The sequence below is a fragment of the Agrobacterium sp. S7/73 genome (assembly GCF_019355535.1).
GTDB classification, from domain to species: domain Bacteria; phylum Pseudomonadota; class Alphaproteobacteria; order Rhizobiales; family Rhizobiaceae; genus Agrobacterium; species Agrobacterium tumefaciens.
Map to the genome: position 1 here is coordinate 2244728 of NZ_CP072136.1, position 14055 is coordinate 2258782.

Here is a 14055-nt window from a genome sequence, read left to right on the forward strand (position 1 = left end):
TGCAGGTTAGTTGGAAGTTCTCGCCGTCCAGGCGGGAACCAGTTCCGCATTCAGGCGGCGCGGCTTTTGCGCGTGCACGAGCTGTGTCAGGGCCATGCCGGATTTTGCGATCGCCACTGCATGTTTCTTCGGCATCAGGTAGCCGCATTCCAAGGGAGGACGGCGGCGCACTATCCGGCTGAAAAAGGGCCGCTTGTGATACCGGGACGGTGAGAAACGCGCGGGCTCGGCACAGACAGCCACATATTCGAGAATCTCTTCGATCCAGCCGCTCTGCGGACGCGCACCCGGTTCGACCAGCAGGATCCAATGCCCGCGCGCCGAGCGCATGACATCCTCAATATCCCATTGCGCATAAAAACGGCAACCAGCGGCATCGGCGACGCGCGACGATCCATCGCGCGAACCGTGATCGAGGATCACAACGTCGCTTACCAGCCCTTCCACGGCCCCGGTTACAAGCGCAGACAGCGTATGCGCCAGTTCCGGTTCCTGATCCCGGCATTCCATTATGACTGTCAACATATGCATAGCTCTAACGCATCGCACAATAAATTGCCACTGCACTGGATGTCAGAAAATCCGCGACGTTCAGGCTTAACTCTAGCCTACCGTCAGGTGGGATTGATACAAACAAGACCCCGGCCGCGGGTCGGCCAGCTATCGATTTTGCATTTTTTGTTCTTGTAATGTTCTCGTTTCTGCGGTAGGAATTTAATCATTCGAAGAGGCAATGAAACGCCGGTTCGAGTGGAAACGGTTTAGGGCGTTGGCTTGCCTTGAGAGGCGTGCGGCACCCTGGGAGCATCCAGATGAGAGACCATACGCTTTCGGGGCAGGCTGCTTTCCAGCCGAGCCATACGCCTGACATTGCCAATGCGTTGGCCGATGCGTCGGGCCTGCGCATCGAGATCGACCGTCGTCGCGGGCGTGGTGCCGGACTTAACCCGGGCGGGCGCTTCGAGGCCCTGCAGCGGGAGGTTTTCGACGATGGCTGGCAGACCCTCGAGGAGCTGCCGGAGTTCCGCACCGAAGTGCAGGTGGAAAAGCCGCGCAGCATCATCAGCCGAAACGAATCGCCTGACATCCCTTTCGACCGTTCCATCAATCCCTATCGCGGCTGCGAACATGGCTGCATCTACTGTTTCGCCCGTCCGACGCACAGCTATATGGGGCTCTCTGCGGGGCTGGATTTCGAGGCGAAGCTTTTCGCCAAGCCGGATGCGGCAAAGCTGCTCGAAAGGGAGCTGGCGAAGCCCGGCTACAAGCCGCGCGTCATTGCCATCGGCACCAATACCGACCCCTATCAGCCGATCGAGCGCGAATGGCGGATCATGCGGCAGATACTGGAAGTGCTGGCAAAGGCCGACCATCCCGTCGCCATCGTCACCAAATCGGCCCTGATCAAGCGGGATATCGATATTCTCGCGCCCATGGCCAAGAAAGGTCTCGTCAAGGTTGGTATTTCCGTGACGACGCTGGACCGCAAGCTGGCACGCAGCATGGAACCGCGCGCCGCCACGCCCGAAAAGCGGCTGGAAGCGGTCAAGGCGCTGACGGATGCCGGCATTCCCGTGGCGGTGATGATGGCACCCGTCATTCCCGCACTCAACGATCATGAGATCGAACGCATTCTCGAAGCCGGCAAGGCGGCTGGCGCAACGGAGGCCTCCTATGTGCTGCTGCGCCTGCCGCTGGAGGTCAGCCCGCTCTTCCGCGACTGGCTGCTGCGCAACTATCCGGACCGCTACCGGCATGTCATGTCGCTGGTGCGCTCCATGCGCGACGGCAAGGATTACGATGCGGAATTCGGAAAACGCATGAAGGGTGCTGGTCCCTATGCATGGCAGATAGGCAGGCGTTTCGAAATGGCGACGAAACGGCTTGGCCTCATCCGCCGCGGCATTCACCTGCGCGACGATATCTTCGTGCCGCCGGGAGGTGCCGGCGTGCAATTGTCGCTGCTTTGAAAATATGAGGCCCGCTTGGCCGATCGAGGGCGCATTACGATGCGCGCAACGATACCCAGCGGTGCAGACACATAAGGAGTGGCAGCCCTTTCCTATTGACGGGGCCATGCTCTTGACGAAATGCCCGGCGGGTTTTCCCTGGCCCGTCGGACATCACCCCCGGAACCCGCCGCCTCGCGTGCGATCGTTTTTCCTCCGCCGCCCCGTTGGAGGATCAAAGGTCATGACGACCTAAGGGGCACGGTTGGCCACGCCCCTTGACCCGGCTGGCCGCGCCCGTCATCGCCCGCTTCCGGGGGCTTGCAGGAGATCGGGTGTGTGTGCAAGTTTCTGCCGCATGAAACGCCGCACCACACCCGATTCTCCTGCCCTCTTTGATCTCGCCGATACGGGCCCCGATTTCTCCTTCGAACTTGAAGCGAGGAAGAAGGGGCTTTGGCCCGTGGCCGGCACGGATGAGGCAGGCCGGGGGCCTCTCGCGGGACCAGTGGTTGCGGCAGCTGTCATTCTCGATCCCGACAATATTCCTGGTGGTCTTGACGATTCCAAGAAACTGACCAAGCTGAAACGGGAAAGCCTGTTTCTGCAAATCATGGAAACATCGATCGTTTCCGTCGCCTCCTCCGGCCCCGGCCTTATCGACACCATGAATATCCTGCGCGCCAGCCTCGACGCGATGCGTCGCGCCGTACTCGGCCTCGAAATTTCCCCAGCCCTCGTGCTGGCAGATGGCCGCGACAAGCCGCCGGGCATCACCTGCGAGTCGAAGGCCGTCATCAAGGGCGATTCCCGCTCCCTCTCAATCGCCGCCGCTTCGATCATCGCCAAGGTGACCCGTGACCGGATGATGGAACGGGCCGGTGTAGTGCACAGCTCCTATGGTTTCGAAGGCCATGCCGGCTACGGCACACCAGCCCACCTGCGCGCCATAGAAAGCCATGGGCCCTGCCCGCTGCACCGGATGAGTTTCAGGCCGCTGAAGCAGGACTGATCGAAAACCACGATCCTGAAGCGGAGAATGCGGTCTCGCCCGGGATTTCAGCGCCCTGCCATGAGGTGACGATCTCCGTCTCCACTGGTAGAATTCTATCTCAATGCGTGGACTTGACGGGCTTTGGGAGAAGAGATTTGGATTTCATGAAACTGTTGAAGTCGCTCGAAGAACTTCTCTACGAGCTGGTTTCATGGCTCCTCTTCTATCCGCTTACAATGTGGCGATCGGTCGTCGCACCGCTCAGCATGATGCGCTACGCCGATAGCGAACTCGCGGATCGGCTTGAGGACCAGTATGACGACACACTGAGTCCGCCCCTCTTCCTCCTGATCACTCTGCTATTTTCGCAGGGGCTCTCCGCCTCCCTTCCGACCATTTACGATCCCACATTGGCCGCCCGGGAGCTTGGTTCGGGTTCGAACCTGCTCATAGCGCGTGGCGTTATATTCGGGATTTATCCGCTGTGTATGGCCGTCACGCTTCTGCGGTGGAAACGGGTGAGGATCACCCGAAACTCCCTGCGTCCGCCGTTCTTCAGCCAATGTTACGTGGCTGCGCCGTTTACATTTGTCCTGGTTCTGGGCTTCGATTTTGCATCCATGCCTCTGGAACATGGCCTTACGTTCGGGCTCGCCATTATCGCGCTCGCCACGATCTGGTATGCGCAGGCTCAGATAAGATGGCTGATGCAGGATCTCGGCTTGGGCATCGCGAAAGCAGGCCTGGCTTTCAGTGGCGCATTTCTGGTTGCCACCGCGGCAGCTTTTGTACTGGCGGTGCTGATAGCGCTCGAGGCCAAGACAATCTATCCCGCGATCACTTAACAAGCCTCGACAAATTGGCAGCCGCGAATTGCCGGCCAGCATCCAGTCCTCAAAGCCGATGCTTTTGCTCCAAAGGTCGACAGACATCGATAGACACGCTGCAAGCCGGCACCACAGTGTGCACCCGCGAGCTTGCCAACACCGCCCCTGGCTGAAGCATAAAATAAAAAACCCCTCGCGGCGGGTGCCGGAGGGGTTTTGAATAGTCCGAGATGAACTTAGTTCAGCTTCGACTTCACTTCGCCAATGGTGTTGGCGAAAAGTTTGGCCTTTGCGGCAGCGGTGGTCTTTTCGGCAATGAGCTTCTCGGAAGCTGCAATGGCGATGTCCACGGCGGCGGCACGAACGGCGCCGATGGCGTCTTCTTCGGCCTGCTTGATCTTCTGTTCCGACAGGGCCGTGCGGCGGACGACGAATTCTTCCGTCTTCTGCTTTGCTTCGGCAGTCAGGGCGGCCGCTTCGCGTTCGGCAGCGGCAACGATGCCAGCTGCTTCAGCTTCGGCTTCCTTGCGCTTGCGCTGATATTCGGCCAGCAGGTGCTGTGCCTCTTCGCGCAGACGCTTGGCTTCGGCCAGTTCGTCCTGAATGTTCTGCGCGCGCTCGTCCAGAGACTTGGAGAGCATGCCCGGAACCTTGAGATAGGCGATCAGGACGAAGAAAAGGACAAGACCGACAAGAGCGAAAAATGATGCATCAAACGCCATATCAGGCTCCCTTCACAGTCGAAGCGGCTGCAATGGCGGCCTTGACGTCGGCATCCTTGACCTTGGCGCCAACCAGCTGGTCAACGATTGCGGTCGCGGTTTCCTCGGCAATGGCGCCGACATCCGCGAATGCCTGATCCCTGATACCCGCAATGCGCTTTTCGGCGGCGGCAAGCTTCTCGGCAAGTCCGGCTTCGATAGCGACGCGGTCGGCATCGGCTTTCGCCTTGGCGGCGTCACGTGCCGCGGAGCCTATCGAGCTTGCCTTGGCGCGGGCTGCCGCGAGTTCTTTTTCATAGGTTTCGACGGCTGCGTCGGCTTCGCTTTTCAGCCGTGCCGCTTCATCGAGATCCTGTGCAATGCGCCCATGACGGTTTTCGAGAATGCCGCCGACGCGAGGAACGATGACCTTCTGCATGAGCAGGTAGAAAAGGCCGAACGTGATCGCCAGCCACAGGACCTGCGATGCATAAGTAGACTGGTCGAACGGCGGGAAAACGCCGGAAGCACCGTGTTCGGCGCCGTGCGCTACACCGGTTTCCGTGTGCGTGGCTTCCGGTTGCGGCTGGCCGACAGCCGGAGTTTCCGTATGCGTTTCACCTACGGTCGGTGCTGACTGGGCATAAGCCTCGGTCACGAACATGCTCACCTCCAGGGGGACTGCAAATGCGAAGGATCACGGCACGCAATTTGCGCGAGCCGTGATCCAGACCTGATGCCGTTATTAGACAGCGAACAGGAGAAGGAGAGCTACGAGCAGCGAGAAGATGCCCAGAGCTTCCGTAACGGCGAAGCCGAATACCAGACGGCCGAACTGGCTGTCGGCAGCAGAGGGGTTGCGCAGTGCGCCGGAGAGGTAATCACCGAAGATACGGCCGAGTGCGAGGGACGTACCAGCCATGCCGAGGCATGCGAGACCTGCGCCGATGTACTTTGCTGCTTCCGCTTCCATGTGAGACTCCTTGAGATATTGGTTGTTGCGGCTATCTTTTGGCGCCCGTTGCCGGGGCCAGCGACTTTACTTCTCAGTGACCACCATGCACGGCGTCGTTCAGGTACATGCAAGTCAGTACCGCGAACACATAAGCCTGCAGGAAGGCAACGAGAAATTCGAGAGCGGTCATTGCGACCGTCATGATGAGAGGCAGGACTGCACCGCCGATACCGAGCGCGCCGAGCGCACCCATGGAGGCGACGAAGCCTGCGAAAACCTTGAGCGTGATGTGGCCAGCCAGCATGTTCGCGAAGAGACGAACGGAAAGGCTGATCGGACGCGACAGGAACGAAATCATTTCAATTGACGCGACAAGCGGCAAAAGCGCCTTCGGCACGCCAGAAGGTGCGAAGATGCCGAAGAAATGCAGACCGTGCTTGTAGAAACCGTAAACGACGACCGTGCCAATGACGAGGCAGGCAAGCGCGAAGGTGACGATGATCTGGCTGGTGACCGTGAAGAAATACGGGAACATGCCGAGAAGGTTCGCAGTCAGCACGAACATGAACAGCGAGAATACAAATGGGAAGAACACCATGCCCTTTTTGCCGGCGCCTTCGCGCAGCATGGAGGCGATGAATTCATAGGACATTTCAGCAACGGACTGCATGCGGGTCGGGATCAGACCGCGGCTCGACGTTGCGAAATAAAGGAAACCGGAAGCGGCGGCCACGGTCGCGACCATGAAAAGCGACGCATTGGTGAAGGAAAAATCGACGCCGCCAATTTCGATCGGAATGATCGGCTGCACCAAGAACTGATGGGTCGGATCGTTTGCCACCGGCTGCCCTCTTTACCTGTCGCCGCTCACGGCGGCATCTCAACTGCAAGAAAAAACAGCTTAAACGCCGTCTTTTCCACCCTCGTCTCGCTTGTCGGCTCTCTCAAGCAGCGGCGGCTTTGCCACCGCGCCCGTGGAGCGCAACACATTCAATACGCCTGCGCAGAAACCGAGAAGAAGAAGAACGATCATCCCCCACGGCGTCGTGCCGACAAAATAGTCCAGAAGATAACCCAGCATAGCGCCGACCACGATGGCCGAAATGAACTCCGATGAGAGCTTCACCGCCATCGCAAAGCCTTTCCGGCTTTCCGCGGCATTGGTCTCCGCCCTCACTTCCGCCTCATCCTCCGCCTTCACCTTTGCCAACTCTTCGGCAAGGCGCTTGCGACGCTCGTCCAGACTATCGTCACGGTTGCCAGTCATCTTAAAATCCCACCCATTTTCTCCGTTCCAGCCATGCCAGAACCCTTTGGAGTTGTAAACGGTGACGGATTAAGCCTGTTCCAGCCCGCTCTGAAGTCGCGCGCAACATAGTTTTAGGGGCTTCGCTAGTCAAGGCACTGGCGAAGCTTGTTTTTTCACAAATTAAATATTTAAAAACAAATACTTAACGCCAAATCGCCGTTTGTCGACGATGTTTCCCCCGGGAATCGGCATTTTTGACACGCAAATTGCGACAAATTGGCGGTGGTATCAGCTCCAGCCGCCACCATAGGTTCGATAAAAGACGTGCAAGCCAATCCTGCCGACCTTCTTCATGGATTTTCCCCAGGCGGGACGAACATAGACGGCATGATAGTGAGTCGCCGAGCCCACTTCCGTCAGCCAGATTTTACCGGCGGTGGTTGCCATGGCCACTTCGCGCGCCATTTTCCAGTGACGTTCGGAATTCACCCGGTCCTTTATATTGTCGCAGGCGAAGGAGAACTGGCAGCGGTTGCGCCAGTCCTTGTTCTGATAAACCACACCGCAGATGGTTTTCGGATAAGCGGGGTTGCGTACGCGGTTAAGGATCACCTGTGCCACCGCCGCCTGTCCCTTGACCGATTCACCGCGCGCCTCGAAATAGATGCCGGATGCGAGGCATTGCTGTTCGGCTGCGGAAAACACGGCAGCGGGCAGCGGCGTTGCCGCCCATGCGTGATCGTCCGCGCCGATCAACGGCACGAAGCGGCCGGCCTCCGGCTTTTTCAGAATGGCGTCGAACGGCGATTCACGGGCGAAATCCGGTTCGGCCGGCGCGTAAGCCGTGGCCAAAATATCGGGAGTCCTGTTGGTGACGAGTTCCGCCAGCATCGGAGAGACGCTTTTGTCCGCCTTCTTTTCTTCACGGCGGAAATAGAAGGAGGCAAGTTTGACGTCGCTGCCGCGTTTCGGTTTCACGAAAGCCGTGCGGTCCTTGCGCTTCAGCGGCTCTATATCCAGCATGCTGGTGCGTTCCAGCACGGAACCGGCGGTGAAGGCCTTTGGCGGCTGCATGATTTCGGTTGCGACGATGCGACCCTTCTTGGCGGCACGGTTGACGCGCTCGCTGTCGGGTGTCGTCTCGTCACCCTTCTTGTTGGTAACGAAAGCCACCTTGCGGCCATCGGGCAGGGTCATGCCGCTGCCATGCAGCGCCGCCTCCCCTTCCGCATCGTTAAAGGTGAGCGAGGCATTATGGACAGAGCCTGCCGGTGACGCGGTCAGCACCATGCGCCATTGCTCGCCGCCATTGTCCAGCCCTGCCAGCAGGGAGGCCAAATCCGCGCGTGCGGCAATGGAAGGAAAGACGAGCCAGGCAGCTAGGCCGAAGACAACGGGTGAGGTCCATGCCTGAAGGGACGCAAAGGACCGACGACGCATTACTCTTTTCGAACGCAAAACCAGCACTCCGAACACCAGGAACCATATTTGTTACAGGTGTTCGAGAATCTCTTATTAACCTTGATGCTTGGTTAACGCCGCGCGCGGGCGCGGCTTCACGTTAATGTGTAACCACCTTCTAATAATCAGACGACGACGTGAGACCCGAGTTCCACCACGCGGTTGGCCGGAAGGCGGAAGTAGTCAGAGGGATCGGCCGCCGTTTCGGCAAGCGCGATGAACAGTCGGTTCTGCCAGCCGGGCATGCCCGATTTCGGATCCGGCACCAGCTTGCGGCGACCGAGATAAAACGAGGTGGACATGATGTCGAACTTGTAACCCGTGCGCCTGAGGTAACCGAGCGCCTGGGTGACGTTCTGCGTTTCCATGAAGCCGAAATGCAGTTCGACCACGGCAAAACGATCGCTCAGCTTCGTCAGTGTGTAACGATTTTCGGGACGGACGCGCGGCTGGTCTTCCGTGCGGATCGTCAAAATCACGTTCTTGTCGTGCAGGACGTGGTTGTGCTTGAGATTGTGCAACAATGCAGCGGGTGCGGCATCCGGATCGCCAGTCAGGAAAATCGCTGTGCCGGGCACGCGCACCGGCGCATGGGCGCTTTCCTTTTCCACCGAAGCCACGAAAGCCTTCAGCGGCACATCGCTGCGGCGGGTTTTGGCGAAAAGGATTTTCGAGCCGCGCTGCCAGGTGGTCATGATGATGGTGAAAGCGATTGCCAGCAACACCGGCACATAGCCGCCATCATGTATCTTGAGCAGGTTTGCACCGAGGAAAATCAGTTCCAGCAGCAGAAGCGGCGCCAGCACGCCAATCGCCAGCCAGATGGACCATTGCCAGCGCTTGCGAACGAATTCGAAGAACATCATGCTGGTGACGACCATCGCGCCGGTAACGGAAATGCCGTAGGCGGTGGCCAGTGCATCCGAACTTTTGAAGGTGAGCACCAGTGCGACGACGCCGAACAGCAGGATGGTGTTGACGGCAGGAAGATAGATCTGCCCGGTATTGGTTTCCGAAGTGAAGAGGATTTCCATGCGCGGCAGATAGCCGAGATGGATCGCCTGACGCACGAGCGAGAACGCGCCTGTTATAACCGCCTGGCTGGCGATGATGGTGGCGGCGGTCGCCAGAATGACGGCCGGCAGGATCGCCCATTGCGGGAACATCAGGTAAAACGGATTGGACATCGCCGCCGGGTCCTTGAGAACCAGCGCGCCCTGACCGAGATAATTCAGCGTCAGTGCCGGGAAAACCAGACAGAACCATGCCCACTGGATGGGACGGCGGCCGAAATGGCCGAGATCGGCATAAAGCGCTTCAGCACCGGTGATCGTCAGGAAAACCGCGCCCAGCACGACGATGCCATAAAAGCCTTCATTGGCGAGAAACTCGACCGCATGCCAGGGGTTGAAGGCATAGAGAATGCCGAAATCATCGGCGATGTGAATGAGGCCGGCTAAACCCATGACCAGGAACCAGACGGCGGTGATCGGTCCGAAGAATTTCGCCACCGTTCCCGTACCGTGCGATTGGATCGCGAATAGGCCGATGAGAATGCAGACGGAGATCGGAATAATAAAGTCGTCCATGGCCGGAGTGACGAGCTTCAGACCCTCCACCGCCGAAAGCACTGATAGCGCCGGCGTGATCATGGCATCGCCCAGGAACAGGGCTGCGCCGATAAGGCCGAGCACGATGAGAACGCTGCGGTGAGTGCCCGCCGTCTTCATCAAAAGCGCCAGAAGCGAGAGTGTGCCGCCCTCGCCGTCATTGTCGGCGCGCAGCAGAAGCGTGATATATTTGAACGTCACGATGATCGTCAGAGACCAGATCATCAGGGATGTCAGGCCGATGACTTCTTCTCTCGTCACGCCATCATAGGCGATCGGCTTTAGCGCTTCGCGGAAGGCATAGAGCGGGCTGGTGCCGATATCGCCGTAGACGACGCCGATAGAACCAAGGATCGCGGCATAAAGCCCCTTGTTCTGATGCTTGTCATCCGAATCCGGCTTCTCGGTAAAGTCCTTGTCTGCGATTTGAGACATGATGATCCTGGCTCCTTAGAGCCAGCCCTTCCAACGGAAAAAGAGAAACGGGATGATTGCCGACATCAGCATGACGACGAGCGCGAGTGGATAGCCAAACGTCCAGTTCAACTCTGGCATGAGCTGAAAGTTCATTCCGTAAACCGACGCCACCAGAGTGGGCGGCAGGAACACGACCGACGCGATCGAGAAGATCTTGATGATGCCGTTCTGCTCGATGTTGATGATGCCGAGAGAAGCGTCCAGCAGGAATGTCAGATTGCCGGAAACGAAGGAGGCATGTTCGCTCAACGACTGGATATCCCGACCGATCGATTTGCTCTGTTCCCTCGCTTCCTTGTCCTGCTGGACCTGCCCACTTGTGGACAGGAAAGTCTGCAGGCGTGCAAGGGAAGCAAGGCTGTCGCGAACCTTGGAGATCAGCCGGTGATAGGCGGCAATGTTCGTCAGTCGGTCTTCCAGATAACGCGGCGCCTTGCGCTTGCTGCGCGCCTGGCTGCCGAGAAGATCGGCGGCGAGATTGTCGATGCCTGCCACCGAGTTTTCGAGAATTTCCGCCGTGCGATCGACGATGGTTTCCAGCAGTTTCAGCAACAGCGCGGTGCCGCTGCGCATCTCGTGCGGCACGCGGGTGATGGCGGCGGTGAAGAGGTGGAATGATTTCGGCTCGGCATAACGGATCGTCACAAGGCGCTTGCCGGCAAGAATGAAGGCGACATCGGTCAGGCGTGGACCGTCGGAATCTGCCTTCCAAACCAGAGAGGCGGTCATGAAGACGTTGCCATCTTCCATGTAAAGGCGGCTGGAAGGTTCGATATCCTTCAAATCCTCGCGGGTGGGCAGCTCAAGCCCCAGCAGTTTTTCAACATACTGCTCTTCCGTTCTCGTCGGATTGATAAGGTCGATCCAGACGATATCGTCGGGAATCTGTTCACGGCCGTCGTCTGGCGACAGGCTGATCGCCTCGCAGTTGGCGCGATAGGCTTTTATCAATCCGTTTCTCCGGTCCGCATCGCTGGCTTCAGCCGCAATGCTGCTTAACATATCCTGTTCAAGGTCGGCAAACCTTTGGACGACACTTCAGGGAACACCGGAACGAGCGGGATTTTCACATCCCGCCGGACTGACGGACCAAGAACCAAACGGCGCAGGGCTATGCTCCCAAAGCGAGACCCAATCAAGCAATATTTTCTCGCGACAGCATTGCAGGCGATGCATCTCTGGCGTTCAAATGCATCGGCCTTTCCCGAAGCCACCGGTTAACATATTGTTTTTAAAATATATCCAGGCAGGGCAACCGTCCGGCCTTTTTTCTTCCGCAACCGGTACGTTATTCGAAAACGATTTTCGGGGCGGCTTTTCTTTCGCCCGCACCGATGCGGGCCCAGACTTTTTCCGCAATATCGCGGTAGATGGCGGCCTGCGGACCATCCGGCTCGGCGGCAACCACCGGCGTTCCGGCATCAGACATTTCACGGATGGAAATGGTGAGCGGCACTTCGCCGAGGAACGGCACGCCAATCCGCTCAGCCTCTGCCTTAGCACCGCCATGGCCGAAAATATCATAACGCGCGCCGGTATCCGGTGCGATGAAGTAGCTCATATTCTCGACTACGCCGAGCAGCGGCACTTCCACCTTGCGGAACATGGTGATGCCCTTGCGCGCGTCGATCAGCGCCAGATCCTGCGGCGTGGAGACGATGACGGCGCCGGCGAGCGGCACCTGCTGGGCGATGGTGAGTTGCGCGTCGCCGGTGCCAGGCGGCATGTCGAGCACCAGCACATCGAGTTCACCCCAGGCGACTTCACGCAACATCTGCATCAATGCGGACTGAACCATCGGCCCACGCCAGATCATCGCCGCTTCCTCATCCACCAGAAATCCCATGGACATGACCTTCAGTCCGTAATTTTCCATGGGAATGATGATGCGGTCTTCCTGCTGCTGCGGGCGTCCTGAAATCTTCAGCAGTCGTGGCAGCGAGGGGCCGTAAATGTCGGCGTCGAGCATGCCAACCTTGAGGCCCAGCGCCTGCAGGCCCAGCGCCAGGTTGACGGCGGTCGTGGACTTGCCGACCCCGCCCTTGCCCGAGGCAACGGCGATGATCGCGCCGACGCCGGGAACGCCGACCTTCGACGAGCCGGGCTGCGCGGGCGGGCGGCTGGTTGCAGCCGCAGGGCGCGCGGGTGCTGGCGCCGGGCGCGCCGGTGCGGGTTGTTGTGTGCCGGGTTTGCGATCCGCCGTCAGCGCGACGACGGCACCGGCGATACCCGGAACGCCCTTGGCGGCCTGTTCAGCCGAAAGCCTCAACGGCTCCATGTCGGCTGCCCTGTCGGCCGGGACGGTAATAGAGAAATAGGCTTTCGCGTCGGCGATGAAGATTTCCGAGACCATGCCAAGCGCCACAATGCTTTTGCCGCTGCCCGGATAGATGACTGCCTCCAAAGCCTTTTCGACCTGGTGCTTGCTGACCTCTGCCATATGTTTACTCCGCTACATCATCCCGCCGGATATGGGCTGCATTCCGCGCCATCCATAGACAAACGCGGCCCGTTCGCCAATGCCAAACCGCAAACAGCGGATCGTCGCGACGGTTTATTCGCAGACTTCAGATTTCGTCGTCCATATCAAGCGTTTCCGGATCGAAAACCCGACCATCGAAAAAACAGTCGGGGCCGAGGACAAGACCCGAGCGTGACGCCCCGACATGGACCGGCTCCCGCAACGTGCCTTCCAGCTTCAGGTTCGCGCCCGGCACCGGCACGAAAAGCGGCTTCATCGCCTTGCGGAAGATATCTGGCCGATAGGCATTGCGCGCGGCCTCCACCACGGCTGCATCGAACCGGCGATCGGGGGGAACCTCGCCCCAGCGCAACATCTGGCTGAAGAACCACAGCGCCTGGCTTTGCCAGGGGAAATTGGCGGCCTTGGCGCTTGTTACGAAAAACTCCTGAAAACGCTGCATGTCCCTTTGCGAAGTGGAAATATAGCCCGTCAGCGCCGGAAGCAGGAATTCGCCGTTCTCGTCAATATAATGGGGGGCGGCAAGAATGCCGGTAAGTTCCTCGATATTGGCGGAGTTGGCGCACCATTCGCCGGCGCGATAAAGCGAACGCAGCAAGCCTTCCAGCACGGTGGCGTTCTCTTCCGCCCAGGGCCGCTTCACGGCCAGTATCTTTTCAGGCGCATTGTGCCAGATCAGCGCTCCCGTGGTAACGATCCGCCCGCCGCCACCCAGCACCACAGCGCTGCCCGCCGGTTCGGCGGTACAGAGCGCATCGACCTTGCCGCTTTCCAAAAGTGCCGGCATAGCCTTCGGCAGGGCTTCAACGATTTCCATGTCGCGGCCGAGCAGCACGCCGCAGCTTCCGAGCAGATACCGCAACGCATAAAACGGCGTGGACACAATATCCTCGATCGCAAAGACCGGCGGTTTTTCACCCGCCGCCCGGCGCGCGGAACAGACACGGGCCATCGCCCGCCCGAACGCGGCCGGGTCCGGCAGCTTCATGCCCTCCCGGTAAAGCTCGTCGAAAAATCCGTGCGAAACGGTCGTTGCCGATCCGCCAAGGGAAAGAGTGAAGACGCCGACAATATCGGCCGGCAGGTCATCGAGGCCAACCGCGGAACCGACGGGAACCGCGGCGGGCAAATGGGCGATCTGAACCTCGTCCTCGCCAAGTGCTGCAAGCACGGCGCGCGCGGATTGTTTTCGGATGAGTTCCAGTTCGACGCCTTCGTCGGCAGCAAAGCCTTTTTCGGCAGCGGCTATCAGTACGGCGCAATCGACAGTCGGAGAAAACCCCGCTTTTATCCTATGCCGTTCCGGCAAACGATTTCTCCTTCCCGGTGATTCGAAAGAAGGATCGCCCA

At 59.1% G+C, this 14055-nt stretch carries 14 protein-coding genes; 3 read left to right on the top strand and 11 right to left on the bottom strand.

All coding sequences use genetic code 11. The features are described 5' to 3' along the window. Window positions 1-6: 6 nt before the first annotated feature. On the bottom strand, window positions 7-525 hold the full coding sequence (locus J5276_RS11170) for a glycosyl transferase (protein WP_111783346.1): 519 nt from the start codon (window positions 523-525) through the stop codon (window positions 7-9). Between the two features lie 287 nt (window positions 526-812). Between J5276_RS11170 and J5276_RS11175 the strand changes: the two genes are divergently transcribed. The 3 genes from J5276_RS11175 to J5276_RS11185 all read left to right on the top strand — a co-directional run bounded on the left by J5276_RS11175 (window position 813) and on the right by J5276_RS11185 (window position 3788). Further along, window positions 813-1970 (top strand): PA0069 family radical SAM protein, encoded by a 1158-nt coding sequence (locus J5276_RS11175; RefSeq protein ID WP_003511704.1) that lies wholly within the window; start codon window positions 813-815, stop codon window positions 1968-1970. Window positions 1971-2307: 337 nt separating this feature from the next. Beyond that, window positions 2308-2961 carry a ribonuclease HII gene (locus J5276_RS11180; protein WP_019564214.1) on the top strand — a complete coding sequence of 218 codons (654 nt, stop codon included), beginning with the start codon at window positions 2308-2310 and terminating at the stop codon, window positions 2959-2961. A 137-nt stretch (window positions 2962-3098) separates the two neighbouring features. After that, the gene (locus J5276_RS11185; RefSeq protein ID WP_003511701.1) at window positions 3099-3788 is read left to right on the top strand and encodes a hypothetical protein; all 690 of its coding nucleotides are present in this window, start codon (window positions 3099-3101) and stop codon (window positions 3786-3788) included. Window positions 3789-4006: 218 nt separating this feature from the next. Here J5276_RS11185 and J5276_RS11190 read toward each other — a convergent pair whose 3' ends face one another. The 10 genes from J5276_RS11190 to J5276_RS11235 all read right to left on the bottom strand — a co-directional run bounded on the left by J5276_RS11190 (window position 4007) and on the right by J5276_RS11235 (window position 14014). After that, window positions 4007-4492 carry a F0F1 ATP synthase subunit B gene (locus J5276_RS11190; protein ID WP_003511699.1) on the bottom strand — a complete coding sequence of 162 codons (486 nt, stop codon included), beginning with the start codon at window positions 4490-4492 and terminating at the stop codon, window positions 4007-4009. Between the two features lies 1 nt (window position 4493). Further along, window positions 4494-5135 (bottom strand): F0F1 ATP synthase subunit B, encoded by a 642-nt coding sequence (locus J5276_RS11195; RefSeq protein ID WP_003511698.1) that lies wholly within the window; start codon window positions 5133-5135, stop codon window positions 4494-4496. 81 nt (window positions 5136-5216) lie between these two features. Then, a complete protein-coding gene (locus J5276_RS11200; protein ID WP_003494147.1) occupies window positions 5217-5444 on the bottom strand; it encodes a F0F1 ATP synthase subunit C in 228 nt (75 codons plus the stop codon). Between the two features lie 73 nt (window positions 5445-5517). Continuing rightward, window positions 5518-6267, bottom strand: a complete 750-nt coding sequence (locus J5276_RS11205) for a F0F1 ATP synthase subunit A (RefSeq protein WP_003511697.1) — start codon at window positions 6265-6267, stop codon at window positions 5518-5520. Window positions 6268-6327: 60 nt separating this feature from the next. After that, the gene (locus J5276_RS11210) at window positions 6328-6693 is read right to left on the bottom strand and encodes an AtpZ/AtpI family protein (protein ID WP_003511695.1); all 366 of its coding nucleotides are present in this window, start codon (window positions 6691-6693) and stop codon (window positions 6328-6330) included. Between the two features lie 270 nt (window positions 6694-6963). After that, a complete protein-coding gene (locus tag J5276_RS11215; protein ID WP_019564219.1) occupies window positions 6964-8115 on the bottom strand; it encodes a cell wall hydrolase in 1152 nt (383 codons plus the stop codon). Window positions 8116-8261: 146 nt separating this feature from the next. Continuing rightward, the gene (locus J5276_RS11220) at window positions 8262-10181 is read right to left on the bottom strand and encodes a potassium transporter Kup (RefSeq protein WP_003511693.1); all 1920 of its coding nucleotides are present in this window, start codon (window positions 10179-10181) and stop codon (window positions 8262-8264) included. A 15-nt stretch (window positions 10182-10196) separates the two neighbouring features. Continuing rightward, window positions 10197-11174, bottom strand: coding sequence for a magnesium/cobalt transporter CorA (gene corA, locus J5276_RS11225; RefSeq protein WP_003511691.1), 978 nt, complete (start codon window positions 11172-11174; stop codon window positions 10197-10199). Between the two features lie 337 nt (window positions 11175-11511). Beyond that, window positions 11512-12663 (bottom strand): Mrp/NBP35 family ATP-binding protein, encoded by a 1152-nt coding sequence (locus J5276_RS11230; protein ID WP_112155194.1) that lies wholly within the window; start codon window positions 12661-12663, stop codon window positions 11512-11514. Between the two features lie 127 nt (window positions 12664-12790). Then, window positions 12791-14014 carry a CmpA/NrtA family ABC transporter substrate-binding protein gene (locus J5276_RS11235; protein ID WP_003519038.1) on the bottom strand — a complete coding sequence of 408 codons (1224 nt, stop codon included), beginning with the start codon at window positions 14012-14014 and terminating at the stop codon, window positions 12791-12793. Between the last annotated feature and the right edge of the window lie 41 nt (window positions 14015-14055).

Bases quoted from the DNA above. Each gene is read 5' to 3' on its own strand.
- J5276_RS11170 (WP_111783346.1), bottom strand. From the start codon at position 525: ATGTTGACAGTCATAATGGAATGCCGGGATCAGGAACCGGAACTGGCG.
- J5276_RS11175 (WP_003511704.1), top strand. From the start codon at position 813: ATGAGAGACCATACGCTTTCGGGGCAGGCTGCTTTCCAGCCGAGCCAT.
- J5276_RS11180 (WP_019564214.1), top strand. From the start codon at position 2,308: ATGAAACGCCGCACCACACCCGATTCTCCTGCCCTCTTTGATCTCGCC.
- J5276_RS11190 (WP_003511699.1), bottom strand. From the start codon at position 4,492: ATGGCGTTTGATGCATCATTTTTCGCTCTTGTCGGTCTTGTCCTTTTC.
- J5276_RS11195 (WP_003511698.1), bottom strand. From the start codon at position 5,135: ATGTTCGTGACCGAGGCTTATGCCCAGTCAGCACCGACCGTAGGTGAA.
- J5276_RS11200 (WP_003494147.1), bottom strand. From the start codon at position 5,444: ATGGAAGCGGAAGCAGCAAAGTACATCGGCGCAGGTCTCGCATGCCTC.
- J5276_RS11210 (WP_003511695.1), bottom strand. From the start codon at position 6,693: ATGACTGGCAACCGTGACGATAGTCTGGACGAGCGTCGCAAGCGCCTT.
- J5276_RS11215 (WP_019564219.1), bottom strand. From the start codon at position 8,115: ATGCGTCGTCGGTCCTTTGCGTCCCTTCAGGCATGGACCTCACCCGTT.
- J5276_RS11220 (WP_003511693.1), bottom strand. From the start codon at position 10,181: ATGTCTCAAATCGCAGACAAGGACTTTACCGAGAAGCCGGATTCGGAT.
- J5276_RS11230 (WP_112155194.1), bottom strand. From the start codon at position 12,663: ATGGCAGAGGTCAGCAAGCACCAGGTCGAAAAGGCTTTGGAGGCAGTC.